Consider the following 25,033-nt stretch of genomic DNA (forward strand, 5'->3'; position numbering starts at 1 on the left):
TGTCATCAGGTGTGGGCATACATGCTGTCGACACGGTAAGCTCTCGGGTAGATAAAAGGTTTATTTTAAGGCTTTACCCCTTTCGCGACACCCTCGGAAGGGCGGGGGAAGCGGATCAGAACAGGATGACGGAGCGGATGCTCTTGCCTTCGTGCATCAGATCGAATGCCTTGTTGATGTCTTCCAGACCCATGGTGTGGGTGATGAACGGATCGATCTCGATCTTGCCGTTCATGTAGTTTTCAACGTAGCCCGGCAGCTCGGTGCGGCCCTTGACGCCACCGAAGGCGGAGCCTTTCCAGACGCGACCGGTAACCAGCTGGAACGGACGGGTAGAGATCTCCTGACCGGCACCTGCAACACCGATGATGACAGACTCACCCCAGCCCTTGTGGCAGCATTCCAGGGCGGAACGCATCACGTCTACGTTGCCGATACACTCGAAAGAGTAATCAACACCGCCGTCGGTCATGTCAACGATCACCTGCTGGATCGGATCGGAGAAATCTTTCGGGTTGACGCAGTCGGTGGCACCGAACTGGCGGGCCATCTCGAACTTATCTTCGTTGATGTCGATGGCGATGATGCGCTCGGCACCGGCCATGCGCGCACCCTGGATGCAGGACAGGCCGATGCCGCCCATACCAAAGATTGCAACGGTGGAGCCCGGCTCAACCTTGGCGGTGTTCAGTACCGCACCGATACCGGTGGTGATACCGCAGCCCAGCAGGCAGACTTTTTCCAGTGGCGCATCGACGTGGATCTTGGCCAGGGAGATCTCCGGAACAACGGTGTACTCGGAGAACGTAGACGTACCCATGTAGTGGTAGATGGTTTCGCCGTTCAGGGAGAAGCGGCTGGTGCCATCCGGCATCAGGCCTTTGCCCTGGGTCGCGCGAACCGCCTGACACAGGTTGGTTTTGCCAGACAGGCAGAACTTACACTTGCCGCACTCGGCGGTGTACAGCGGAATAACGTGATCGCCCGGCTTCAGGGTAGTAACGCCAGGGCCGACTTCTTCAACAACACCCGCGCCTTCATGGCCCAGGATCGACGGGAAAATACCTTCCGGGTCAGCGCCGGACAGTGTGAAAGCGTCAGTGTGGCAGACACCGGTCGCAACGATGCGGACCAGGACTTCACCGGCCTTCGGGCCCTGAACATCTACTTCTTCGATAGTAAGCGGGTCGCCTGCTTTCCAGGCCACGGCAGCGCGTGATTTCATGATTAACTCCTGTTCAGGATGGATTGATATCAGCGCGTAGTTTAGTCGAGAAGCATGGTTTCATCCCTGCACAGATGGAAAATGATTTTTGCTGTGTAACAATAATGCTGGCATATAGATTTTCAGACAGCAGATTCAGGAGCAGGCGGTGCGGCGTTGGGATGCGATAGAAGCCTTCGTGGCGGTGGTGCGTGAGGGCAGTTTTTCCGCGGCAGCGGAGCGTCTTGGCGTGTCGGCGTCCCATATCAGCCGACGTGTGGCGGAGCTGGAAACCCATCTCGGCACGCCACTGATCTACCGTACCACCCGCTCGATCCGTCTGAGCGAAGCCGGTGAGCAGTATTTCGAGGAGTGCCATCGACTGCTAGAGGGCTTTATCAGTGCAGAGGAGCAGATCAGCCGTCAGCAGGAGGAACCCAGCGGACGGTTGAAACTGACCTGCGCGGCTACCTTTGGCGAGCGCTTTATCGCACCGCTGCTGCCGGCGTTTATGCGCCGCTACCCGCGCCTGGAGATTGATCTGCACCTGAGTAACCGACGGGTGGATCTGATTCGCGAGGGCTTCGATTTGGCGATTCGCCTCGGCACCCTGGAGGATTCCAGCCTGCTGGCACGGCGCCTCTGCGATCGTCGTGAGTATCTGGTGGCTTCACCCGATTATCTCGAGCGCCACGGTGCTCCGCATACGCTTAGCGAGCTGGCGCACCACAACTGCCTGCTGGGGACCAGCTCCACCTGGCTGTTCCAGGATCGTGGCCAGCGCCGCGAGCTGCGGGTCAGCGGTAACTGGCACAGCAACTCGGGTCCTGCCGTGCTAGCGGCGGCACGGGCCGGGCTCGGTATCGCCCAGCTGCCGGATTATTACGTATCGCCGCTGATGGAGAGTGGCGAGCTGCTGCCGCTGCTGGAGAACAACCGTTACCGTCACTCCGGCGTCTGGCTGGTCTATCCCAAGGTGCGTCAGCAGCTGCCGCGCCTGAAACTGCTGTGCGATTACCTGATCGAATGCTTCGAGGATGGTATCCCCTGGCATTCCGGTGCCTGAGCCGAGAGCATCGGTGACTAATTGAAGTCAGGCTGTTTCACATAGATCAGCTCGTCCACCGGGAACCCTTCCTCTTCGGCTTTCGCCAGGAGTTTACTCATCACCTCATCCGGCAGCGTTGGCGTGCGTGAAAGTATCCACAAGTAGTCCCTGTCAGGTCCGCTGACCAGCGAATACTGGTAGTTATCCTTGTCCAGCGACATGATCACGTAGGCGCCGTAAAACGGCCCGAAGAAAGAGACCTTAAGATGGCCGGTATCGGGGGCGTCGACAAAGTAAGCCTTGCCCTCCGCTTCCTCCCAACGCTCTTCGCTGCTGGAATAACCGCGATTGATCACTTTGACGCCGCCATCGTCCCGCAGGCTGTATTCTGCGGTTACATTGTCTAGCCCACGTTCAAAAGAGTGGTCCAGCCGGGCGATCTCGTACCAGGTGCCGAGATAACGTTGCAGCTCAAATCCGCTGACCGGCTCGACCCCCTTGGGGGTACCGGCGCAACCGGCAAGCGTCAGCATAATCAGACCCGTGAGTAGTATGCGCATCCTTTCTGTCTCCACTGTTTAAATAGGTGATAGCTCTCATACGTAAGTGTTCGGGATCGGATCGTCTCCAATCATCTACTAATAGATTCATGTTGACCTGAGTCAACTGAGTTTGACCGCGTATCAACCCCTCCCTAAAATTAGCATCTGCTTACGGTGTGCCAGGCTTATTGCTGTCAATAAGGTCTGGAACTTAATCGGGAAGCTGGTGCGTAGCGTGGATCATCCCGCATGCAATGCCAGCGCTGCCCCCGCAACGGTAGAGGAGCAAGAAGCGGCGATTGCCACTGTATCCACGGATATGGGAAGGTGCCGTTTCAGATAGCCATCAGGCTGTCGACTCCTGAGCCCGGAGACCGGCCGCAAGCGATTTTATGGGCATTGCGGTGGGCGATTGCACAGAGACGGTCCGGTTCCGGAGCGCTTCTAGTCTATCCCTGCAGGCCCCCTATCTTATTAATTGCGCGCGGGCGGCTCGCAAAGGGAAACCGATTTAATGAACAAGTTTTTTGTGCCAGCGGCACTGCTGCTGGGCAGCACCTCTATTTCTGCGGTTCAGGCAGACACCAACCCTACCACCATTGTTGTAACGGCCAACCGCACGGCTCAGACCGTGGATGAGGCCCTGGCCTCTGTGACCGTGATCGATCGGGAAGAGATCGAGCGCAAGCAGGCGCAGAGCGTTACCGACCTGCTGAGCAAGGTTCCTGGCGTGATGCTGGTGTCCAACGGCGGCCGCGGTAAAAACTCCTCCCTGTTCCTGCGTGGTACCAACTCCGACCAGGTGCTGGTGATGATCGACGGTATCAAGGTGGGTTCCACCACCTCTGGTGCTACTGCGTTTGAGCATCTGGCACTCAACCAGATCGAACGTGTCGAGATCGTGCGCGGCCCGCGCTCTTCTCTCTATGGCTCCGAGGCGATTGGCGGTGTTATCCAGATCTTCACTCGTCGTGGTACCGAGGGGCTGACACCGCGTTTCAGCGCCGGTGTGGGCAGCAACCACAGCCACGAAGTGACCTTTGGCGCTTCCGGTGGCAATGACAAAGGCTGGTTCAGCGCCGATATCAGTGACTACTCCACCGATGGCTTTAACGCCAAAACCTACGGCAGCTACGGTTACAACAAGGATGATGATGGCTATGACAACCGTTCCTGGGCGTTGAGCGGTGGCTATCAGCTCAGCGACTGGGCCAGCGCCCAGCTGCACTGGACCCGAAACGAGGGTGAAAACGAATACGACGGTGGCCCCGCTTTCGATGATTACTCATCTGAAGCGGACCTGGAAACCCTGGGCGGTACGCTGAGTCTGGCGCCGACCGAAAACTGGAATCTGGACCTGACCCTGGGGCGCAGCAAGGATGAATCCACCCAGTACGGTGATGGCGATTACCAGAGCCATATCCATACCGAGCGTGATACGGCCTCCCTGGTCAGCAAGCACTTCCTCACTGAAAGCCATGAGTTGACCTGGGGTGTGGATTACCAGGAAGACAAGGTCGACAGCAGCAACGATTTCACCGAAGAGTCCCGTGATAACACCGGCGTATTCGGTCTTTACCAGCTTTACATGGGTGCACATGACCTGGCGTTCAGCCTGCGCACCGACGATGACGAACAGTTTGGCCGTCACAATACAGGCACCATCGCCTGGGGTATGCAGATCGATCCGGATCTGCGTCTGTTCGCCAGCTACGGCACTGCGTTTAACGCACCGACACTGAATGATCTCTATTGGCCCGATGAAGGCTGGTATCGCGGCAATCCGGACCTGGATCCGGAGGAGTCCAAGACGCTTGAGGTTGGTATATCCGGTACGCATGCCGGCGTGTCCTGGAGCGCTAATGTGTATCAGACCGAAATCGACGATCTGATCGCTTACGATTCGGCGGCGGGATCCCCCAACAATGTGGACGAAGCGCGCATTCGTGGTATCGAACTGAGTGCAGCGACGCAGCTGGCTGGCTGGGACCTGAGCTCCAGCCTGGACCTGATGGACCCGGAAAACCGTGAAGATGGCAGCATGCTGAATCGTCGTCCGCGCCGCATCCTGAATCTGGCGGCGGATCGTGCGTTTGGTGCCTGGTCTGCAGGTACATCGATCCAGGCGGTGAGCGCGCGTGAAGACGGCGCTGAGCACCTGGGCGGCTATACCCTGGTCGACCTGCGCGGTGCCTACCAGCTGACCCGGGACTGGAGTCTCAGGGCGCGCGTCGAGAACCTGTTCGACAAAGAGTATGAGACCGCTTACGAGTATAACCAGCCGGACCGTGAGTTCTGGCTGTCAATCAACTACACCCCGGGCAGCTAAGCGGCCCGGTTCTTAATGCAATGAGAGGAGTCTTCCATGACTGAGCTAAACCGGTCACAGCAGGTCGTTATCGGCCTGGGCCTGATCCTGCTGATGGCGCTGACGCGCGGTACCCACTTTGCCAGTATCGATGCATTGCCCAGCGCCTCCTGGGCGGTCTTTCTGCTGGCCGGTTTTTTCCTGAAACAGGTCTGGTTTTTTGGCCTGCTGTTTTTGGAAGCGGTGCTGCTGGATCTGGCGGCGCTCGGTCTGGATGCGGGCATCGCCCACTGCATCACCCCGGCTTACGGCATGCTGGTACCGGCCTACCTGACACTCTGGTTCGGTGGCCGCTTCTACAGCCGTATCCATCGCGACAGCTGGAGCACGCTGGCGCCGCTGGTGGCGACTCTTCTGGTCAGCGCCTTCGTCTCCAACCTGTTCTCCAGCGGTGGCTACTACTTCCTCTCCGGCATGTTTGAGGAAACCAGCCTGGCGGGCCTGTGGACGCGTATCGAGATGTACCTGCCGGCGAAGCTGGCCAGCCTTGCCGGTTACACGGCCGTTGTCGGTGGCGCTGCCTGGCTGGCGACCCGCGGATCTGAAGCGTCAGGGGCGCGTCACGCATGAGTGAAGATGCTCTTCATAAGAACGCTAAAGGAAATGATGCGGATCAACGCTACAAGGACCGGATGGTTCGCAAAAAGGCGGTGGTCGATCAGTCCATCGCCAGGGCGGATCAGGATCGCGGTGTGCTGCTGGTGCTGACCGGCAACGGCAAGGGCAAAAGCAGCTCCGCTTTCGGTATGCTGGCCCGGGCTCTCGGTCACGGTATGCAGGTCGGCGTGGTGCAGTTCATCAAGGGCAGCTACAGCACCGGGGAGGAGGCGTTCTTCCGCCGTTTCCCCGAGGTGCGCTACCACGTTATGGGTGAGGGCTTTACCTGGGAAACCCAGGACAAGGAGCGCGATCGCGCCGCGGCGCAGGCGGCCTGGGATGTGGCCAGTGAGCTGCTCAGCGATGAGTCGGTCTCTCTGGTGGTACTCGATGAACTCAACATTGCCCTGAAGTACAACTATGTGGAACTCGACCAGGTGCTTGAGGCCGTGGCGAAACGGCCGGCGATGCAGCATGTGGTGATCACCGGTCGCGGCGCCCCCCAGGCGCTGATCGATGTGGCCGATACCGTCACCGAGATGCAGGTCGTCAAGCATGCGTTCAAGGCGGGAGTCAGGGCACAAAAGGGAGTTGAGCTTTGACTTCAGCTTTATCCGCAGCAGAGTCAAGACGTTGTCCGGCTCTGCTGGTGTCGGCTCCGGCATCGGGGCAGGGCAAGACCACCGTCACTGCTGCACTGGCGCGGATGCACCGCAACGCCGGGCGTCGGGTGCGTGTGTTCAAGACCGGCCCCGACTTTCTCGACCCGATGATTCTGGCCCGGGCCAGCGGCCAGGAAGTGCTGCAGCTGGACCTGTTTATGGGTGGGGCCGATCACTGCAAACAGCTGCTCTGGGAAGCCGCCGGCGAGGCGGACCTGATCCTGATCGAAGGGGTGATGGGGCTTTACGACGGCACCCCCAGCAGCGCTGATCTGGCGGTGCTCTTTGGCATCCCGGTGCTGGGCGTGATCGATGCCGGCGGTATGGCGCAGACCTTTGCCGCGCTGGCGCACGGTCTGGCCAGCTATCGCCCGGAGCTCAGTTTTAGTGGTGTGCTTGGCAACCGTGTCGGCAGTGAAGGCCATGGCCGCATGCTGGCCGAATCCCTGCCTGCCGGAATGCACTGGTATGGCGCTCTGAGTCGCGATGAAGCCTTTACCCTGCCGAGCCGACATCTCGGTCTGGTGCAGGGGGATGAAATCGCTGACCTGGATGCCCGTCTCGATGCGGCGGCCGAGGCGATCGCCCGCAGTGCAGGCAGTGATCTGCCCGCTCCGGTGACCTTCCAGCCGCAGCGCTGCGAAGCGGTGCCGCGCCTGTTGGACGGCGTCCGTATCGGTGTGGCCCGGGACGGCGCATTCTCGTTTATTTATCCGGCGAACCTGGCTCTTTTAGAGCAGATGGGCGCCAAGCTCAGCTTTTTCTCGCCGCTGGCTGACCAGGCGCTACCTGAGGTAGACAGCCTCTACCTGCCTGGCGGTTACCCCGAGCTGTACCTGTCGCAGCTATCCGCAAATACGGAGCTGACTGCGCAGATCCGCGCCCATGTGGCGGCCGACAAGCCTCTGCTGGCGGAGTGCGGCGGTATGCTTTGGCTGACCGAGTCCCTGGCGCCGCTGGATGGCGAACCGGTAAATCTCTGTGGTCTGCTGCCGGCCAGGGCGCAGATGCAGAAGCGATTTGCTGCATTGGGGCTGCAACGTGTCAGCCTGCCGGAGGGTGAGCTGCGTGGCCACACCTTCCATCACTCCAGCCTGGAGACGTCGCTGGAACCGATTGCCCGGGGCGAGTGCCCCAACGGTCGTCGCGCCGCCGAGCCGGTTTACCGTATCGGCCGCATGACAGCCAGTTACATCCACAGCTATTTTCCATCCAACCCCTCTGCCATAGCGGCGCTATTTCGACCATGAGTCAATCATTCAGTGAACAGGAGCGGGCGGCGGTTTATCGCGCCATTCGTGAACGACGTGATATGCGCCACTTTGCCGATGAACCGCTGGCGCCCGAGGTGCTGGAGCGCCTGCTGCAGGCCGCCCATCAGGCGCCCAGCGTAGGCTTGATGCAGCCCTGGCGTTTTATCCGTATCACCCGCCCGGCGCTGCGCCGCAAGATCCGGGGGCTGATCGAGCAGGAGCGCCAGGCCACGGCCAAGGCGCTGGATGAGCGTGAGTCTGAGTTTCTGCGCCTCAAAGTGGAGGGCGTTGACCGCTGCGCCGAGCTGCTGGTGGTGGCGCTGATGGATCAGCGTGAACAGCATATTTTTGGCCGTCGTACCCTGCCGGAGATGGATCTGGCGTCGGTGGCCTGCGCGATCCAGAACCTGTCGCTGGCCGCCCGTGCCGAAGGCATAGGCGTTGGCTGGGTTTCCCTGTTCGACCCGGTGGCCATGGGCTCGCTGCTGAAGATGCCTGAAGGCAGCAAAGCGGTGGCGGTTCTCTGTATCGGTCCGGTGGATAAGTTCTATGAGATGCCGATGCTGGAGCAAGAGGGGTGGGCCAGCGCCGTGCCGCTGACCGAGCTGCTGGCAGAGAACGCCTGGCCCGGGGCAGGTCATCGCGAGTGACGGCGCTGCTGCTGTGGGCGGGGGTGCTGATCGATCTTTGGCTGGGAGAGCCGCGACGCTGGCATCCACTTGTCGGCTTTGGCCGCTGTACCGGCTGGCTTGAACGGCGTCTGAACAAGGGCAGCGATTTTCGCCGGCGGATCACCGGGTTAGTGGTGCTGCTTCTGCTGGTCGCCCCACCTGTCCTTATCTGTGTCTGGTTGATGCAGTGGCCGCTGCTGCAATGGCTGCTATCCCCGCTGGTGCTCTGGTTTACCCTGGGCTTTAAAAGCCTGGGCGACCATATAGAACCGATTCGTCGCGCCCTGAAGCAGGGGGATGAACCCGAGGCCCGTCGCCGTACCGCCATGATCTGCAGCCGCGACGAAGCGACGCTGGAGATCGAACGCACCGCCGTGGAGTCGGTGCTGGAAAACGGCAATGATGCGGTGTTCGGCGCGCTGTTCTGGTTCTGTGTTTTTGGGGCCCCGGGGGCGCTGGCGTTCCGGCTGATCAATACTCTGGATGCCAGCTGGGGTTACCGCAGCGAACGTTTCCTCTATTTCGGCTGGGCCGCTGCCCGGCTTGATGACCTGGCCGGCTTCCTGCCCGCCAGACTCACCGCCCTGAGTTACGCACTGTGTGGACAGACCCGTCGCGCCCTGCGCTGCTGGCGGCTGCAGGCACCTCAGCATGACAGCCCGAATGGTGGGCCGGTGATGGCCGCCGGTGCTGGTGCGCTGGGTCTGCAACTCGGTGGGCCGACCCGTTATCGCGGCACCCTGGTGAATAAACCGATCCTGGGAGAGGGGCGGCCGGCGGCCTGTGAGGACCTGGATCGATCCCTTAAACTGCTCCGATACAGCGTTCTGTTCTGGCTCGTGGTGATAAGCCTGATACAGTTTGGCTGGATTCTCGCCGCAGGAGTTTTTCATGGATAACCCGGGTTTACCGGCACAAACGTTGCCACAGGCCCAAGTTCAAATGCCAGAGCACGGTGGCCGGCTGAGACGAGCCGCGGCGGAGTATAGGATACCGCTGGAGCGCTGGATCGACCTTTCTACCGGCATCAACCCCTGCGGCTGGACCATACCGTTGATCGATAACCAGACCTTTATGCGTCTGCCGGAAAATGACGACGAGCTGGAAGCGGCCGCCGCCGGTTATTACGGCTCTGCCGAGCTGGTGCCGGTGGCAGGCTCGCAGGAAGCGATTCGCGAGCTGCCCCGCATCCGCCAACAGCTGTTTGGCGAGTCCCGGGTTGGCGTGATCGCGCCGGGTTATGAAGAACACCTTTTCCACTGGCAGCTGAACGGACACCAGGTTGAGCGGCTGGCTGCGGAGCAGATAGAGATCGAGCTGCACCGTTTTGACTGCCTGGTACTGATCAACCCCTGCAATCCCAGCGCGGTGCGTTTTGATCGCGCGACTCTGGCTCGATGGCATCAACAGGTGGCGGCGCGGGGCGGCTGGCTGGTGATCGATGAAGCCTTTCTCGATACCGAGCCTCAGCAGAGCATGATCCAGCCCGCGATGTCGAAAGGCCTGATCGTACTGCGTTCCCTGGGTAAATTTTTCGGTCTGGCCGGCCTGCGTGTCGGCTTTCTGTTTGCCGATGCAGAGATACGCCAGATGCTGAGTCGTGCCATCGGCCACTGGTCTATAGCCACCCCGTCGCGCTGGCTGGCAACCCGAGCGCTCGGGGATACGAGCTGGCAGCAGGAAGCACGCAGCTGGCTGGATAGCAGTCGTCAGCGCCTGGTGAGGCTGCTTGAGGAGGCTTTGGAGGATCTTCCGGGGAGTCTTCCGGGTAGACGGATAGCCAGCACCGGTCTGTTCGTGACGGTACAGATCGACAATGCCGCCGAGCTGGCGCACCGTCTGGCGAAGCAGGGGATACTGGTGCGTTACTTCGAGCCATATTCAAGCCTGAGATTCGGTCTGCCGGGCAATGAACATGAATGGCGTCATCTGGCCCGGTCGTTGACCGAGGCCACCGCCGCAGAGAGTCAGATACAGGTATGAGAACAGACACCTTGATGGTGCAGGGTACCACCTCCGATGCGGGCAAAAGCACGCTGGTGGCGGGGCTCTGCCGGGTACTCAAACGCCGCGGCATCAGCGTGGTGCCGTTCAAGCCGCAGAATATGGCGCTGAACAGCGCCGTGACCGCGGAAGGCGGCGAGATCGGCCGGGCCCAGGCCGTGCAGGCCCAGGCCTGCGGACTAGCGCCCCATATTGATATGAACCCGGTGCTGCTCAAGCCCTGCTCCGATACCGGCGCCCAGGTGATCATCCACGGCAAGGCGGTGGATAACATGGAAGCGGGCCGATACCACGATTACAAGGCGGTGGCCTGGCAGGCTGTGGCCGACTCCCATACGCGGCTGACACAGCAATACCGCTCGGTACTGGTCGAGGGCGCAGGCTCTCCCGCCGAGATCAACCTGCGCGATCGCGATATCGCCAATATGGGCTTCGCCGAGAGGGTGGACTGCCCGGTGGTCCTGATTGCCGATATCGACAAGGGCGGAGTCTTCGCCCACCTGGTCGGCACCCTGGAGCTGCTGAGCTCAACTGAACAGGCGCGGATAAAAGGTTTTGTGATCAATCGCTTCCGTGGCGATATCGCACTGCTGCAGCCGGGTCTGGACTGGCTGGAACAGCGCACCGGCAAGCCTGTCCTCGGCGTGCTGCCTTACCTGCACGGCCTGCATATCGAGGCGGAAGACGCGATCAGTCGCGAGCCGGATGCAGATAAGGCCGGCGATGCATTGAACGTAGTGGTGCCGGTGCTGCCGCATATCAGCAACCACACCGATTTCGACCCTCTGCGCCAGCACCCCCAGGTGCGCCTGACGTTCGTTGGCACCGATGATGAAAAGCCCGCCGCTGACCTGCTGATTCTGCCCGGCTCGAAAGCGGTACGCACCGATCTAGAGTGGCTGCGCGCCCAGGGCTGGGACCGCTATATCCAGCGCCACCTGCGCTACGGCGGCAAGGTAATGGGAATCTGCGGCGGTTACCAGATGCTGGGTCGCGAGGTGGCCGATCCTCTGGGGATGGAGAGCGATCCTGGCTCGAGTGCGGGGCTTAATCTGCTGCCGTTGACCACAGAACTGGCGCAGCAGAAGGCGCTGCGTAACTGCAGTGGCCGGTTGAATATCAACGGTCTGGCCGTACCGGTGCAGGGCTATGAAATCCACTGTGGCGTCTCCCGGGTCGATGCCGATTTTGAGCCGCTGGTGACCCTGGACTACGGCGTCGATGGCGCTGTGTCAGAAGATCGCCAGGTAGCCGGCTGCTATCTTCATGGTTTGTTTGAGTCCGCCGAGGCCACCCGTGAGCTGCTGAGCTGGGCCGGGTTGGAGCGGGCAGAAAGTATCGATTATTACGCGCTGCATGAGGCCGCCATCGACCGGCTCGCTGATAGCGTGGAAGAGAATCTGGATCTGGAGCGGTTGTTTGCCCTGCTCGATCTGGAAGGCGCAGCGGAGGAGGCTTGATGATACGACTGATAACCGGCGGCGCCCGCAGCGGCAAAAGCACCCTGGCGGAGCGCCTCGCCGAAGAATCTGGGCTGGAGGTGATCTATATCGCCACCGCGCAAACCGGCGATGGAGAGATGAGTGAGCGTGTCGCGCTGCACCGTGAACGCCGCCCGGATCACTGGCAGACCGTTGAGGAGCCGCTGCGACTGGTGGAAACGATCAGGCGGCTGCAGCAACCAGGACGCTGCCTGCTGGTAGATTGCCTGACGCTTTGGGTGACCAACCTGCTGTTGTCCGAGGCTGATATCCAAGAGCAGCGCGAGCTGCTCTACACCACGCTGGCTAACGCAAAGGGTGAAGTGATTCTGGTGACCAATGAAACCGGTATGGGCGTGGTGCCTATGGGTGAGCTGAGCCGGCGCTTTGTCGATGAGGCGGGCTGGCTCAACCAGGCGGTGGCGGCGGTGGCCAACCAGGTGGTTTTGACGGTGGCGGGGCTACCGTTGACGGTAAAAGGAGAGAAACTGTGATCGATCCGGCTCTCTACGGTGATGACTTTATCGGCTGGCTTGAACAGCCGCTGGCGACTCTAGATCAGGCGTCCCGCGAACAGGCGCAGGAGCGGCAGCAGCAACTGACCAAACCGCCCGGCTCCCTGGGCGAGCTGGAAAATATCGCCGTGCGCCTGGCCGCCATGCAGGGGCGCGATAAACCCACGCTGGATCGTGTGGCCATCGCGGTGTTCGCCGCCGACCATGGTGTTGCCGCCGAGGGTGTATCCGCTTTTCCACAGGCGGTGACTGCGCAGATGATCGCTAACTTTTCCACAGGCGGTGCGGCGATCAGTGTGTTGGCAAAAGCGCTGGGTGCCGAACTGCGGGTCTATAACCTGGGCACGGTCGAGCCGCTGCCGGCACTGGCCGGTGTTGAGCCACGCATTATCGCGCCGCAAAGCGGAAATCTGGCCCAGGAAGCGGCCATGACCGAGGAACAGCTGGAAGCGGCGCTGCTGGTCGGACGTGAGGCGGTGGATACGCTTGCCGGTGAAGGTCGGGCGGACCTCTTTATCGGCGGCGAAATGGGTATCGGCAATACCACACCGGCAGCGGCGCTATCGGCCGTTTTGCTAGGCTGTTCTGCGGCCGAAACGGTGGGGCCCGGCACCGGCCTGAATAACGCCGGAGTACTGCATAAGGTTAAGGTGGTGGAGCAGGCGCTGGCGCTGCATCAGCCGCACTCTAACGACTCGCTGGAGCTGTTGCGCCGTCTGGGGGGCTTCGAGCTGGCGGCGCTCACCGGTGCCTACCTGCACTGCGCCAAGCTCGGTGTGCCTGCGTTGGTCGATGGTTATATCTGCAGCGTCGCTGCGCTGCTGGCCTGTCGTATTCAGCCCGGTTGTGAAGACTGGCTGTTCTTCGCGCACCGCTCCGCCGAGCCGGGTTATCGCCTGCTGGCGGAGGCGCTGCCCTCGAAGCCGCTGCTGGACCTGGGGTTCAGACTCGGCGAGGGCAGTGGTGCCGCCGTGGCGGTGCCGCTGCTGCGCATGGCCTGTACGCTGCACAACGGCATGGCCACCTTCGCCGAGGCGGCAGTTTCCGGGAGCGAGCGGTGAGCCAGCGTATCTATCTGCTGCGCCATGGCCTTACCGAGGCGGGGCAGTGTTATCTGGGCCGCACCGATGCGGCGCTGACCGAGCTTGGCTGGCAGCAGATGCAGCAGGGGCTGGGCGATTACCAGCCTGCGCAGTTTGAGGCGGTGATCAGCTCACCGCTGCGTCGTTGTGCCGAGTTTGCCCAGTACTGGGCTGCTGAGGATCAGCTAACGATAGAACCGCGCCTGGCCGAATACGATTTTGGCGACTGGGATGGCATGACCGGCCAACAGGTATACGATGCGGCACCGCGGGCGCTGGAGAATTTCTGGAAAGACCCCTGGTGTTATCCACCGCCGCAGGGCGAATCGCTGGCGCTGTTTTTCCAGCGACTCAGCAGCGCGCTGGAAGATATAGAGGCGACCTATGACGGCCCAGTATTACTTGTCTGCCACGGCGGAGTGATCCGCGCGATCCGCTGCATCATGCAGCGTCAGCCGGTTGCCCGCATGTTTAACTACGATGTCTCCCACGGCTCCCTGCATCTGTTCAGGCGATGAGTATATGAATGGCTTAAAGCGGCATCAGCAGGCGTTTCTCTGTGCGCTGCAGTTTCTGACCCAGGTGCCGGTGCGCCTGGACGGCGTGCCGGATCAGCGCACCCAGGGGCTGGCGATGCTCTACTACCCGCTGATCGGCCTGCTGATCGGGGGACTGCTCTGGCTTTGCGCTGCATTGACGATGGCGCTGCCGGGGCAGGTTCAGGCGGCGCTGGTACTGCTGGTCTGGTGTGTGATCACCGGCGGACTGCACCTGGATGGCCTGGCCGACAGTGCCGATGGCTGGATGGGTGGCCTGGGCGATCGAGAGCGCACGTTAAAGATCATGAAAGACCCCCATATCGGCGCCACCGGCGTTATCGCACTGCTGCTGCAACTGCTGTTGAAATGGAGCTTGTTGATGGCGCTGCTGCCGGTGGGGCAGGGCTTTGCGCTGCTGCTGGCGCCACTGGCAGGCCGTGCCGCGGCCCTGCTGTTGCTGGGTACCACGCCCTATGCCTCCCGTGGTGGAATCGCCAGCGCTATGCTCGCCGGACTAGAGCGCAAGCCGGTCTATCTGATCAGTGTCGGAGTTGGTTTGGTAGCGCTGATGGCGGGCTGGCTCTGGCTGGCGCTGCCGGCGTTGCTGTTCTGGCTTGCCCGGCGGGCGATGCTGGCGCGGCTTGGCGGCGCTACCGGTGACACCGCCGGTGCGTTGATCGAGCTGACGGAAACAGCGGTGCTGTTCGCCGCTCTGATATCCGGGGCTTACTTTGCCAGTATCACCTCGCTGGGCGCTTCTTTCTGAGGCGGTGGCCCGTTCAGTGATGCCAGCAGCTGTTCCAGTGTCGGCACTATGGGCTCATCCAGTTTCAGATCGAGTAGTTCGTCGGCCCGTGTGCGTCCCAGAGTGAGCGCCGCCATCGGCTTGGACTGCTCCTTGGCGCGGCGGCAGAAACGAAAGCCGGAATAGACCATCAGCGAAGAACCTATAACCAGAAGGGCATCGGCGCGGGTGAGGGCGTCCAAGGATTCATGGACCCGGGCTTTGGGTACGTTATCGCCAAAAAACACCACATCGGGCTTCAGAATACCGCCGCATTCGGGGCACTGGGGCACGTCGAAACCACTGAAATCCACTTCAAGATCCGCATCGCCATCCGGCGCGCTGGTTGCGGTGTACTGCATGAAGTCGGGGTTCATCAGCGCCGAGCGCTGGTGCACAGCATCGCGACTGCAGTGGAAGTCGCAACTCATGCAGATCACATCGCCGGCACGGCCGTGCAGGTCGATGACGGCGCTGGAACCGGCGCGTTGGTGCAGTCCATCCACGTTCTGGGTGACCAGCAGCTCCACGTGGCCACGCTGCTCCAGCGCTGACAGTGCGCGGTGGGCGTTGTTGGGCTGTGCCTGCTGGATCACCGGCCAGCCGATCAGGCTGCGTCCCCAGTAGCGCTGGCGCGTGGTGTGGCTGTTCATGAAGTCGCCGTGCTGAACCGGCTGCTTGCGTTTCCACTCACCGTTGCGATCCCGGTAATCGGGAATGCCCGAGTCGGTACTGATACCGGCGCCGGTCAGCACCAGCAGCCGCGGATAGCGTTGCACAAACTCAAGCAGGGCGTTAACGGACTGACTCAATGGGTTTCCTCCAGCAGAGCGTCTTCAGGCGCGCACTCTCAATTACAGGTTTACTCTAAGCACTCTTTTACTCTAACGATTCTTTTACTCTAACAAAGCCGTTTTGGATTATTTCTTACGCCGGTAGCTCGCTGGAAAAACGGGGGGCAAACATGTTTTGATATGTATATCGGTTTTGAACGAAATATGCACAGGGATAGACGATATGACGCGCATCTACATCTACGATCACTGCCCATTCTGCGTGCGAGCGACCATGGTGGCAGGCTACAAAAAGGTGCCTTTTCAGCGTGAAGTCTTGCTGAACGATGATGAGCAGACCTGTTTTGAACTGATCGGCAAGAAAATGCTGCCGGTGCTTCAGCACAGTGACCAGGTGATCGGTGAAAGCCTGGATATCTGCCAGAAACTGGATGAGATCGGTGATGCTGAGCGGGTCATTCTGCCGCAAACAGCCCTGGCTGAGCAGTTCTCCGAAGCGTTTTCCGCCGCGCAGCCGGCCAACTGGAAACTGAACTTCGCCCGTATTACCCGTATTGGTCTGCCGGAGTTCGCCACCGACGGCGCCCGCGATTATTTCCGCGGCAAAAAAGAAGCGATGATTGGCGAAACGTTTGAAGAGGCTTTTGCCAAGACCGATGAATATCTGCCGCCGGTTAACCAGGCGCTGGCCAATCTGCCGACACTGACGCTGCCCTCCGAGAGAGCAGGCCGGTTGAGCTGGGATGACGTGATGATCTTCCCGATGCTGCGCAGCCTGACCCTGGTTAAGGGGCTAGAGTGGCCTGAGCCGGTGCGCAGTTACCTGAACGAGGTCGCGGATATAACACGTCTGGATCTCTATTTCGACCGCGCTATCTGATTCTTATCTGTTCCTGCTGCTGTCGACCGCTCAGAGTGGCAGCAGCATCCCCTGGCGGCTGAGCAGCCAGCGGTCCAGGTCATCGGCGAGCTCCAGGTGGCCTGAGTAATGCTGCTTGGCTTCCTGCTGTATTTCACCGATGCGGTGCCCGCCGGATCGTTTACCGATGGGGCGCTTTGAGGCGTAGGCATAACGTGGGCTGAAGTGGGTCAACAGGAGGTTGGGGATACCGGCCTGCTCGGCGAAAGCGGCGACACGTCGTGCACTGGAGTGCTGGGGTTCCGGGCCCACCTGTTGCAGCACCTCTTCGGTGTAGGTGGCCTCATGGACCAGCAGATCCGCCTGATCACAGGCGGCACCAAGACATTCCGGCGTATCGTTATCGCCGGCGATAACCACCACCCGGGGCTTACGCGACAGCTGGGTGTAGTCGGCACTTAGCAGCGTTCTGCCATCATCCAGCTGCACATCCTCACCGCGCTGCAGGCTGGCGTAGGCTGGCCCTGCAGCCACGCCTTCTGCATGCAGCCGTTCCACATCCAGTTGCAGCGGTACATCCAGCTCCTCTATTCGGTAACCCCAGCACTGGGTACGGTGGCTCAGTGGTGAGGCGGTAATGCGAAAGCCCGCGGCTTCATGGGACAGGGTTTCAGATACTTCGATGAACTCCAGCGGATACGCCAGATAAAGCTCGGTGGTCTGGATGACAGCGTTGATAAAATCCCAGGCTGCGCGAGGGCCGATCAGTGTCAGCGGCGCGGTACGACCGGTGAGCTGACAGGAGGCCAGCAGTCCCGGCAGGCCGTAGCAGTGATCGCCGTGAATATGGGTGATCAGGATTGTTTCCAGCCGATGGGGCGAGAGCGGTGTTTTCAGCAGCTGATGCTGGGTCGCTTCGCCGCAATCCACCAGTACCCAGGGTTTGCCAGTTTCCGGCTGTACGGCGGTGGCGCTGAGGTTACGCTGCTTGGTCGGTGCACCGGAAGAGGTGCCGAGAAGGGTGATTTTCAACGCCGGAGATCCCAGATTACTGCTGTGGTCTCCCGAGTGTAAAACAGACCGGCGCGGATTGACCACGCCGGTTGTGACATTACTGCATCAGGCGATATCCCTGTCGGAAGGCGCGCGCTTGCGGCCGGTGAGCATCGCTTTGACCAGGCTTTCCCGGTGACGCACGCTGGCAAGGATCACCCCGGCCAGATGCAAACCGGCCAGCATCAGCAGCAGATTGGCGAGAAACTCATGGGTTTCCTCAACCCAGTCTTCGCCCCAGAACTGGTCGGTGGTGTAGAGCCAGCCGGTGAAGGTGAGCAGCGACAGCCCCAGCAATAGCGCCAGCACCATCATGCCTCCGGCCGGGTTATGGCCGATATGGCGGGCTTCGCGTCCCTTGCAGATATCCTTCAGATAGGCGACCACCCGTGAAGGGGCGTGGATAAAGTGGCGGAAGCGGGCGTAGCGCGGGCCCGCCAGACCCCAGAGGATGCGAAAGGCGATCAGGCCCATCACGGTATAACCCGCGACCTCATGCAGGTCCTGCCATTCATCTGCACTGAGCCAGGCCACCGCAAAGCAGGTCACCAGCGACCAGTGAAAGATGCGGACCATCGGATCCCAGACTTTGACGGTGGTTTTCATTTGAGCGTCCCCTGCTTAGTCGTCCATTTTGACCAGTTCAAAGGTCTTCGGGTTGAAGTAGGCTTCTACCTTTTCGCCGTTTTCATCCCAGCCGTAGACTTCATAGCAGCCGTCATCGACCTTGGCTTTTTTGATCTTCCAGCCTTTGTCGGTGATCGCCTGTTCGAAGGCTTCCATGCTCTGCCACTGCTCTTCAGGAACATCGCAAAGATCCTTGGCAAAAGCGTTGCTGGAGACGGCACCAAAAGCGATCGCGGCGAGAGCGAGAAATTTTTTCATTGTTGGTTCCTCGTTGAGTAAGTTGACGGGAACCAGATTAGGCAGGGTGTCTTAAACGAACCTTAAGCCTTACAGGGAATGAGGTTAAGTTTTGCAAAGCTGTGCGTCGAAAAGGAGGCTTTTTGCTGCTATCTACAAACAAAAAACCCCTCCGGCGAGAGAGGGGCTTTCATCAGCTTAAGCTCAGGCGTTCAACTTAGCCGCTGAACTTAGCCGCCGAACTTGGCCTTGGCTTCCTGGCGGCGACGGTGCAGAACCGGCTCGGTGTAGCCGTTCGGCTGTTCGCGGCCCTTGAGTACCAGGTCGCAGGCGGCCTGGAAGGCGACGGAGCCGTCGAAACCGGCAGCCATCGGACGGTAAGCGGCGTCGCCTTCGTTCTGGCGGTCCACAACCGCGGCCATACGCTGCATGGTTTCCATCACCTGCTCTTCAGAGCAGACGCCATGGTGGAGCCAGTTGGCGATATGCTGGCTGGAGATACGCAGGGTGGCGCGGTCTTCCATCAGGCCGATATCGTTGATATCCGGCACCTTGGAGCAGCCGACACCCTGGTCAACCCAGCGCACCACATAGCCGAGAATACCCTGGGCGTTGTTGTCGAGCTCTTCCTGGATCTGCTCTGCGCTCCAGTCCGGGTTCTGCGCCACCGGAATGGTAAGGATATCTTCCAGTGCCGCACGTGGGCGGGACTTGAGCTCCTCCTGACGGGCGAACACGTCCACCTTGTGGTAGTGCAGCGCGTGCAGGGTAGCGGCGGTCGGTGACGGCACCCAAGCGGTGTTGGCGCCAGCCAGCGGGTGGCCGATCTTGGCTTCCAGCATGCCGGCCATCAGGTCCGGCATCGCCCACATACCCTTACCGATCTGGGCACGACCGCTGAGGCCGCAGGCCAGGCCGGTGTCCACGTTCCAGTCTTCGTAGGCCTTGATCCAGGCGGCGCCTTTCATATCGCCCTTGCGGATCATCGGGCCCGCTTCCATGGAGGTGTGAATCTCGTCGCCGGTACGGTCGAGGAAGCCGGTGTTGATAAACACCACGCGCTCCTTGGCGGCGCGGATACACTCTTTCAGGTTCACCGTGGTACGGCGTTCCTCGTCCATGATCCCCACCTTCATGGTGTAACGATCAAGGTTGAGCGCGTCTTCGATACGGGCGAACAGTTCGTTGGTGAAGGCAACCTCTTCTGGACCGTGCATCTTCGGCTTAACAATGTAGATAGAGCCGGTAACGGTGTTGCGGAACTGGCCGTTGCCCTTGACGTCGTGCACGGAGATCAGCGTGGTGACCAGGCCGTCCAGGATCCCTTCCGGAATCTCGTTGCCGTCCTTGTCGATGATCGCCGGGTTGGTCATCAGGTGACCCACATTACGCACGAACATCAGGCTGCGGCCCTTCAGCGCCACTTCGCCACCGTTCGGGCTGGTGTAAACGCGATCCGGGTTCATGCGGCGGGTGAAGGTTTTTCCACCCTTGCTGACCTCTTCGGTCAGATCGCCCTTCATCAGGCCCAGCCAGTTGCGGTAAACCAGTACCTTGTCTTCGGCATCGACGGCGGCGATGGAGTCTTCGCAGTCCATGATGGTGCTGAGCGCCGATTCCATCAGGATATCTTTGACGTTGGCGGCATCGGTCTTGCCGATCATATCGTCGGCGTCGACCTGGATCTCGAAGTGCAGGCCGTTATGCTCCAGCGCGATAGCGTCGGGGCGGGCAGCGTCGCCGTTGAAACCGATCAGCTGTGACGGGTCTTTCAGGCCGGATTCGCTGCCATCAGCCAGGGTGACGACAAGCTTGCCGTTGTTGATGCTGTAAGCGGTGGAGTCCTTGTGGGAGCCCTGTTCCAGTGGCGCGTAGTCGTCGAGGAACTTGCGTGCGAAGGCGATAACCTTGGCGCCGCGCACCGGGTTGTAGGCGCTGCCGGCTTCGGCGCCGCCCTCGTTGGAGATGGCGTCGGTGCCGTACAGAGCGTTGTAGAGGCTACCCCAGCGGGCATTGGCCGCGTTCAGCGCGTAGCGGGCGTTCATCACCGGCACGACCAGCTGCGGGCCCGCCATGGTGGCCATCTCGGGGTCTACGTTGCTGGTGGTGGCCTTGAAGTCTTCGCCTTCCGGCAGCAGGTAGCCGATCTCGGTCAGGAAGCGGGTGTAGGCGGTGAAGTCGAACTCACCGCGGTTCTGGCGGTGCCATTCGTCGATCTGCGCCTGGAGGTCGTCACGTTTGGCCAGCAGCTCACGGTTACGCGGTGCCATGTCGTGCACGATGGCATCAAATGCCGCCCAGTAGGCGTCCGCATCCACGCCTGTGCCCGGCAGGGCTTCATTGTTGATGAAGTTATAGAGATCTTCAGCGACCTGAAGGCCGCCAACCTGTACGCGTTGACTCATGAGGACTGCCTCTTTTTCGTGTTTATAGTCTCCCGGCTCCTGCGAGGCTGCGTGGCCAGAAATTGGGTTACGAATGCAGGGTTGCATTGTGCAATGCGAAAATAGCGCAATTCGGCGCAGATGTAACCCCTCTTGGCCTAAAGTATGAAAAAGGAGGTTTTCGTGTTATTTGGCAACACGATTACGCCGTTTTTTCAGATTTTAGCGCGTGTTTTTGTTGTTTTTTTACTAGGAAAAAGCCGCTGATCAGCCTCAATAGCGGGCGGGGTTGTTTCATATGATCCTATAAATATTATTCTGAAACAAATGGTTCATTAGCGTTTTCAACGCTGTGCCAGTGCCACAAATGGCACGCATCAATGGATGAACAGGGCGTTTCAGGGATGTTGCCGAGACTATGCCAGTATCACGCGTTTATTAATCAGCGCGCTTAGTTCGCGCTTTTATTTAACCAAGTGCTCATCTCACAACACACATGGGCGTGCCTGCCAGAGGGTCGGTATGGATCTCCGCATCCACGGAGAACACCTGGCGCAGCAGTTCAGGGGTCAGGATTGCATCCGGCTTGCCCTCGGCAACGATCTGCCCCTGGTGCATCACCACCAGGTGATCGCAGTAGCGGCTGGCCTGGTTGATATCGTGCAGAACACTGATGACGGTTTTGCCGCGCTGATTTAGCTGTCGCAACAGATGCATCAGCTCGACCTGATGGTTCAGGTCCATGTAGGTGGTGGGCTCATCCAGCAGCAGGTAGTCGGTGTCCTGTGCCAGGGTGGTGGCGAGCCAGGCGCGCTGGCGCTGTCCGCCGGAAAGTTCCGAAACGAGCCGGTCCGCCAGCGGCTCTATGCCGGTGGCGCTCATGGCGCTGGCAACCGCATCCCTGTCTTCAGCACTCAGCTTGCCCCAGAAACCGGTGTAGGGACTGCGCCCATAGGCGACCAGCTCCCTCACCCGAATACCTTCCGGAATCGGCTGGGTCTGCGGCAGCAGCGCCAGTTGCCGTGCTACTTGACGCGATGGCAGGCGATGCAGCGCTTCACCTTTCCAGCTGACCCGGCCGCTTTGCGGTGTCAGCAGACGTACCAGGGTTTTCAACAGGGTCGACTTGCCGCAGCCATTGGGGCCGAGCAGTGCGGTGATCTTGCCGTGGGGGATGCGCAGGGACACATCCTGCAGAATCGGCCGCTCGCCGTAACCGACGCAGAGGTTTTCGGTGCACAGCAGTGCGTTTGCGGTATCCGGCATGGTCAGCGCACCTTCTTGAGCAGGTAGATAAAGTAAGGCCCGCCAAGAATAGCGGTCATGATGCCGGCGGGCAGTTCGATGGGCGGTTTGATGATGCGGGTGGCCAGGTCTGCCAGCAGAAGCAGCAGCGCCCCGGTGAGCATGACCACGGGAATCAACCGCTGGTGTCGGCCGCCAACGAGCCGGCGCGCCAGATGAGGCGCCATCAGGCCGATAAAGCCGATCGGTCCGCAAACGGCCACCGAAGCGGCAGTGAGGCCAACGGCCAGAGCCAGCGCCATAAACCGGGTCTGCGGCACAGCCGAGCCCAGAGTAGTGGCGTAGTCATCGCCGAGATTGTTCAGGTTAAGCCGCTGACAGAGTCCCACCGCCAGCGGCATCAGCGCCACCGCCGGCAGAACCAGCCAGAGCTGCTCCCAGCTGCGGCCCCAGAGGCTGCCGGTCAGCCAGAGCAGGGCGTCGTTGAGGTTTTGCGGCCGGGTCAGCATGACAAAGTCGATGGCGCTGGCATAAAACGCCGCCAGGGCGACGCCGGTAATGGCGATCTTTATCGGTGAGGCGTGCCTGCCGCAGAGCAGCCAGAGAATCATCGCAGCGGCTAAGGCTCCCAGCAGTGATACCACCGGCAGCCAGAGGCTGGAAACCTCGGGGTAGAGTGCGATCAGGATCACCGCCGCCAGGCTCGCGCCCTGGGAAACGCCGAGCAGGTCCGGCGATGCCAGCGGATTGCGGATCACGCCCTGCACCAGTACACCGGCCAGGGCCAGGCTGGCGCCGACGATCAGGGCCAGCAGCAGTCGCGGCAGACGCAGTTCATGAACAATGAAGTAGTTCTCATGGCCGCTCTGCAAACCCAGGAGTACTGCGGTGAAGGGCAGATTAACCGCGCCCAGCTGCAGGTTCATAGCCGCAGCGGCGGCAACGGCAAAGCAGAGTATCAGGCCGGTGCGAAGCGCTGGATTCATGAACGCGCCCTGATCATATAGAGGAAAAAGGGTGCGCCGATCAGCGCCAGAATAGCGCCGGCCGGGGTCTCGGTGGGATAGACGACGCCGCGGCTCAATGTATCGGCGGCCACCACCAGCAGCGCACCCAGCAGCATCGACAGAGGTATCACTTTGCGCTGGTCGGGGCCGACCCAGGCGCGGGCCATATGAGGCACCAGCAGACCGACGAAAGCGATGGCTCCGGCGGTGGCGATGGCGGCCGCCACCAGCACCAGTGCGGTCAGGCTCGCCAGCAGGCGGATGCGGCCCAGGCGCAGGCCCAGGTTGCGTGCCTGGTCTTCGCCCATACTCAGCAGGTTTAGTGCGGGCGTCAGCAACGTCGCCGCCAGCAGGCCGATCAGCGCCAGGGGCCAGAGTCGTGAATAGTCGTCCCAGCCGACGTTGGCCAGGCTGCCGGTTAGCCAGGTGATCACGCTGCGGGCCTGCTCTTCCGCCAGAATCATGCTGGCGCGGGTGATCGCAGCGCATAGTGCCGAGATCGCAAGCCCGGCCAGAATCAGCCGGCCACGCTCGGCACCGGGCTGCCAAGCGGCGCCGAGCAGCATCACCAGCATCCAGGCGCAGCCACCGCCGATAACCGCTGCGCCAGGCAGCAGCAGATCGGTTTGCCAGCTGATGAAGATCGATGCCAGGGCGACACCCAGGGCGGCGCCGGCGTTAACGCCAAACAGCCCGGGTGATGCCAGCGGGTTTTGCGTCAGCCCCTGCATTACGGCGCCGGCTACGGCAAAACAGGCACCGACGATGGCGGCGATCAGTACCCGCGGCAGACGCAGGTCCAGCACCACGGTCTGCACCACCGAGCCAGGTTGTGGCGCGATCAGCGCATTCAAGGCTTCATGCGCGGTGATCGGCAGCGCCGACCAGGTAAACAGCGATACCCAGCCGCAGACCAGAAGCAGCAGTGCAGCGACCAGGTATTTGGCCGGCCAGGGCAGCGACATCTCTAGCCCTGTCCCAGCAGGCTGACCAGATCGGCCGCCATCTGCTCGGCAGCGAGTATGCCGGGGCCGCGCACCCAGATATTGGCATCCACCGGATAGACGTGATTGTTCTGTACCGCACTCAGCAACTGCCAGAGCGGTTGCTTCTGCCACTGCTGGAGCAGATTGGCATCGTTGTAGCGGCCTATAACCAAGTGCGGTGGATTAAACGCGAGCAGCTGTTCCAGGCCGATCTGGCGCACTTCGTCGCTGTCACTGCGGTTAATGCTGGGCACGCTGAGGCCCAGGGTGCGGATCAGGCCGCCAATGAAGGAGTCGGGGGCATGGGCGTACAGATTTTTGGGCGTGGCGACGGCGAACTGAATCTCAGTCTGCTGCGGCAGCTGTGTCGCGAACTTCTCCATCGTTTGTTGATGTGCTTCCAGGCGGGTCTGCATCTGCTGCTCTTTGCCCAGCGCCCTGGAGATTACCAGCTCCGAGTTCAGGGTTTCGGCGTAGCTGGCGCGGCGTGAGGGCAGGATCAGCGTCGGTGCGATTTTCTGCAGCTGTGCGTAGACAGCACCATGACGATCTATATCGGCGATGATCAGGTCTGGTTTCAGCGCAGCGATGGTTTCCAGGCTGGGCTGGGCGCGGGTGCCCACTGATTGCCAGCCGCCGATCGATTCACGAATTTCCGGCAGCAGCCGCTCCGGCGCATTGTCATCGGCTACCCCCACCGGTTTGACGCCAAGCGTAGCCAGGGCGTCGACAAAGGGGTACTCCAGCGCCACGATCCGTTGGGGCACTCCTTCCAGCTGTAACTCTCCGAAACCGGGCATCTCTATGGTTGCGCCCGCCTGCGCCTGCACCGCGCAAAAGGGCAGCGCGAAAATCAGCCAGAATCTGATAATCCAGTGTTTGAAAACTGCTTTCATTGAGTAGCTCCGAGAGACTGATTTGGTCAGCGCGGCGGGATGGGACGAAAAAGCCCTTACAAAAAATACTTGATAATCATGAGGTTTGACTTATTTCGATAATGCAAATGATAATACTTCTACTTTAGTCGATCAATAAAAGCTGGATCGCTTGAATTGCCGTGTTTGTGTACGTGTTTGAATTGGAGATTTGGT

Annotated in this window: 25 protein-coding genes and 1 riboswitch; of the genes, 14 read left to right on the top strand and 11 right to left on the bottom strand. The window is 60.7% G+C overall.

The features are described from left to right. Nucleotides 1-115: 115 nt before the first annotated feature. Complete coding sequence (locus CLV83_RS15570) at nt 116-1,225, bottom strand: S-(hydroxymethyl)glutathione dehydrogenase/class III alcohol dehydrogenase (protein WP_132294443.1); 1,110 nt, start codon at nt 1,223-1,225, stop codon at nt 116-118. A gap of 148 nt (nt 1,226-1,373) precedes the next feature. Here CLV83_RS15570 and CLV83_RS15575 point away from each other — a divergent pair, with 148 nt between their 5' ends. After that, nucleotides 1,374-2,270, top strand: a complete 897-nt coding sequence (locus tag CLV83_RS15575) for a LysR family transcriptional regulator (protein WP_132294446.1) — start codon at nt 1,374-1,376, stop codon at nt 2,268-2,270. A 17-nt stretch (nt 2,271-2,287) separates the two neighbouring features. On the opposite strand, the gene CLV83_RS15580 is transcribed toward CLV83_RS15575, so the two are convergent. Beyond that, complete coding sequence (locus tag CLV83_RS15580) at nt 2,288-2,812, bottom strand: lipocalin family protein (RefSeq protein WP_132294449.1); 525 nt, start codon at nt 2,810-2,812, stop codon at nt 2,288-2,290. Nucleotides 2,813-2,949: 137 nt separating this feature from the next. Further along, nucleotides 2,950-3,191, top strand: a riboswitch (cobalamin riboswitch). Nucleotides 3,192-3,308: 117 nt separating this feature from the next. Here CLV83_RS15580 and btuB point away from each other — a divergent pair. Genes btuB through CLV83_RS15640 form a run of 12 tightly spaced genes read left to right on the top strand, consistent with a single transcriptional unit; the run spans nt 3,309 to nt 14,732 of the window. After that, the gene (gene btuB / locus CLV83_RS15585; RefSeq protein WP_132294452.1) at nt 3,309-5,123 is read left to right on the top strand and encodes a TonB-dependent vitamin B12 receptor; all 1,815 of its coding nucleotides are present in this window, start codon (nt 3,309-3,311) and stop codon (nt 5,121-5,123) included. Nucleotides 5,124-5,159: 36 nt separating this feature from the next. Beyond that, the gene (locus tag CLV83_RS15590; RefSeq protein WP_132294455.1) at nt 5,160-5,732 is read left to right on the top strand and encodes a hypothetical protein; all 573 of its coding nucleotides are present in this window, start codon (nt 5,160-5,162) and stop codon (nt 5,730-5,732) included. After that, nucleotides 5,729-6,361 (top strand): cob(I)yrinic acid a,c-diamide adenosyltransferase, encoded by a 633-nt coding sequence (cobO, locus tag CLV83_RS15595; protein WP_132294458.1) that lies wholly within the window; start codon nt 5,729-5,731, stop codon nt 6,359-6,361. The genes CLV83_RS15590 and cobO overlap by 4 nt, the downstream gene beginning before the upstream one ends. Then, nucleotides 6,358-7,671: a cobyrinic acid a,c-diamide synthase CobB gene (locus tag CLV83_RS15600; RefSeq protein WP_132294461.1), complete on the top strand. Its 1,314-nt coding sequence runs from the start codon at nt 6,358-6,360 to the stop codon at nt 7,669-7,671. The genes cobO and CLV83_RS15600 overlap by 4 nt, the downstream gene beginning before the upstream one ends. After that, a complete protein-coding gene (gene bluB / locus CLV83_RS15605) occupies nt 7,668-8,324 on the top strand; it encodes a 5,6-dimethylbenzimidazole synthase (protein WP_132294464.1) in 657 nt (218 codons plus the stop codon). Before CLV83_RS15600 ends, bluB begins: the two co-directional genes overlap by 4 nt. Beyond that, complete coding sequence (gene cbiB, locus CLV83_RS15610; protein ID WP_132294467.1) at nt 8,321-9,244, top strand: adenosylcobinamide-phosphate synthase CbiB; 924 nt, start codon at nt 8,321-8,323, stop codon at nt 9,242-9,244. Before bluB ends, cbiB begins: the two co-directional genes overlap by 4 nt. Then, nucleotides 9,237-10,328, top strand: a complete 1,092-nt coding sequence (gene cobD, locus CLV83_RS15615; protein WP_243642408.1) for a threonine-phosphate decarboxylase CobD — start codon at nt 9,237-9,239, stop codon at nt 10,326-10,328. Before cbiB ends, cobD begins: the two co-directional genes overlap by 8 nt. After that, nucleotides 10,325-11,809, top strand: a complete 1,485-nt coding sequence (locus CLV83_RS15620; protein WP_132294470.1) for a cobyric acid synthase — start codon at nt 10,325-10,327, stop codon at nt 11,807-11,809. The genes cobD and CLV83_RS15620 overlap by 4 nt, the downstream gene beginning before the upstream one ends. Continuing rightward, complete coding sequence (gene cobU, locus CLV83_RS15625) at nt 11,809-12,324, top strand: bifunctional adenosylcobinamide kinase/adenosylcobinamide-phosphate guanylyltransferase (RefSeq protein WP_132294473.1); 516 nt, start codon at nt 11,809-11,811, stop codon at nt 12,322-12,324. Before CLV83_RS15620 ends, cobU begins: the two co-directional genes overlap by 1 nt. Continuing rightward, nucleotides 12,321-13,406 (top strand): nicotinate-nucleotide--dimethylbenzimidazole phosphoribosyltransferase, encoded by a 1,086-nt coding sequence (gene cobT / locus CLV83_RS15630; RefSeq protein ID WP_341540383.1) that lies wholly within the window; start codon nt 12,321-12,323, stop codon nt 13,404-13,406. The genes cobU and cobT overlap by 4 nt, the downstream gene beginning before the upstream one ends. Next, entirely contained in the window at nt 13,403-13,945 is a 543-nt protein-coding gene (locus CLV83_RS15635; protein WP_165900327.1) for a histidine phosphatase family protein, read from the top strand. Before cobT ends, CLV83_RS15635 begins: the two co-directional genes overlap by 4 nt. A gap of 4 nt (nt 13,946-13,949) precedes the next feature. Further along, nucleotides 13,950-14,732: an adenosylcobinamide-GDP ribazoletransferase gene (locus tag CLV83_RS15640; protein ID WP_132294479.1), complete on the top strand. Its 783-nt coding sequence runs from the start codon at nt 13,950-13,952 to the stop codon at nt 14,730-14,732. Here CLV83_RS15640 and CLV83_RS15645 read toward each other — a convergent pair. After that, nucleotides 14,693-15,562, bottom strand: coding sequence for an NAD-dependent protein deacetylase (locus CLV83_RS15645; RefSeq protein ID WP_132294482.1), 870 nt, complete (start codon nt 15,560-15,562; stop codon nt 14,693-14,695). The two genes, CLV83_RS15640 and CLV83_RS15645, sit on opposite strands and share 40 nt — an antisense overlap. A gap of 205 nt (nt 15,563-15,767) precedes the next feature. On the opposite strand from CLV83_RS15645, the gene grxB reads away from it, so the two are divergent. Next, a complete protein-coding gene (grxB, locus tag CLV83_RS15650) occupies nt 15,768-16,424 on the top strand; it encodes a glutaredoxin 2 (RefSeq protein ID WP_132294485.1) in 657 nt (218 codons plus the stop codon). Nucleotides 16,425-16,454: 30 nt separating this feature from the next. Here the strand turns inward: grxB and CLV83_RS15655 are convergent, their stop codons facing one another. The 8 genes from CLV83_RS15655 to CLV83_RS15690 all read right to left on the bottom strand — a co-directional run bounded on the left by CLV83_RS15655 (nt 16,455) and on the right by CLV83_RS15690 (nt 24,838). Continuing rightward, nucleotides 16,455-17,435 (bottom strand): ribonuclease Z, encoded by a 981-nt coding sequence (locus tag CLV83_RS15655; protein WP_132294488.1) that lies wholly within the window; start codon nt 17,433-17,435, stop codon nt 16,455-16,457. A gap of 87 nt (nt 17,436-17,522) precedes the next feature. After that, nucleotides 17,523-18,062: a cytochrome b/b6 domain-containing protein gene (locus CLV83_RS15660; protein WP_132294491.1), complete on the bottom strand. Its 540-nt coding sequence runs from the start codon at nt 18,060-18,062 to the stop codon at nt 17,523-17,525. A gap of 15 nt (nt 18,063-18,077) precedes the next feature. Continuing rightward, nucleotides 18,078-18,341 (bottom strand): PepSY domain-containing protein, encoded by a 264-nt coding sequence (locus CLV83_RS15665; RefSeq protein ID WP_132294494.1) that lies wholly within the window; start codon nt 18,339-18,341, stop codon nt 18,078-18,080. Between the two features lie 209 nt (nt 18,342-18,550). Then, nucleotides 18,551-20,725, bottom strand: coding sequence for a malate synthase G (locus tag CLV83_RS15670; RefSeq protein WP_132294497.1), 2,175 nt, complete (start codon nt 20,723-20,725; stop codon nt 18,551-18,553). A 459-nt stretch (nt 20,726-21,184) separates the two neighbouring features. Next, nucleotides 21,185-21,970, bottom strand: a complete 786-nt coding sequence (gene fecE / locus CLV83_RS15675; RefSeq protein WP_132294500.1) for a Fe(3+) dicitrate ABC transporter ATP-binding protein FecE — start codon at nt 21,968-21,970, stop codon at nt 21,185-21,187. Between the two features lie 2 nt (nt 21,971-21,972). Continuing rightward, nucleotides 21,973-22,935: a Fe(3+) dicitrate ABC transporter permease subunit FecD gene (gene fecD, locus CLV83_RS15680; RefSeq protein WP_132294503.1), complete on the bottom strand. Its 963-nt coding sequence runs from the start codon at nt 22,933-22,935 to the stop codon at nt 21,973-21,975. After that, nucleotides 22,932-23,921 carry an iron chelate uptake ABC transporter family permease subunit gene (locus CLV83_RS15685; RefSeq protein ID WP_132294506.1) on the bottom strand — a complete coding sequence of 330 codons (990 nt, stop codon included), beginning with the start codon at nt 23,919-23,921 and terminating at the stop codon, nt 22,932-22,934. Before CLV83_RS15685 ends, fecD begins: the two co-directional genes overlap by 4 nt. A 2-nt stretch (nt 23,922-23,923) precedes the next feature. Continuing rightward, nucleotides 23,924-24,838: a Fe(3+) dicitrate ABC transporter substrate-binding protein gene (locus CLV83_RS15690; RefSeq protein WP_243642409.1), complete on the bottom strand. Its 915-nt coding sequence runs from the start codon at nt 24,836-24,838 to the stop codon at nt 23,924-23,926. Between the last annotated feature and the right edge of the window lie 195 nt (nt 24,839-25,033).

Origin of the sequence: Marinobacterium mangrovicola (assembly GCF_004339595.1) — a bacterium.
Taxonomy (GTDB): domain Bacteria; phylum Pseudomonadota; class Gammaproteobacteria; order Pseudomonadales; family Balneatricaceae; genus Marinobacterium_D; species Marinobacterium_D mangrovicola.